The organism is Klebsiella sp. K47 (assembly GCF_051858335.1).
Lineage (GTDB): Bacteria > Pseudomonadota > Gammaproteobacteria > Enterobacterales > Enterobacteriaceae > Klebsiella > Klebsiella pneumoniae.
On the sequence record NZ_JBPYUI010000465.1, the window covers coordinates 1 to 221 of the forward strand.

General features: G+C 69.2%; 1 pseudogene. It reads left to right on the forward strand.

What is annotated here, in order from left to right:
- A pseudogene (locus RRF55_RS28815) lies at positions 1–221 on the forward strand (hypothetical protein); the annotation flags it as partial.

Consider the following 221-nt stretch of genomic DNA (forward strand, 5'->3'; position numbering starts at 1 on the left):
GTGGCATGGGCCGGATTGCCGAGCTGCTGCAGGAAGAGGTCGAGATCACCGCCCCCGCCAATCCAACCGGGTTGCCGCAGCCACTGCGCGGCGAGATCCGGTTCGAGGAGGTGGTGTTCCATTACCCGCAGCGCCCGGATACGGCCGCCCTGGATCATGTGGACCTGCACGTGCGACCGGGTGAAACGGTCGCGCTGGTCGGCCCCTCCGGCGCCGGCAAG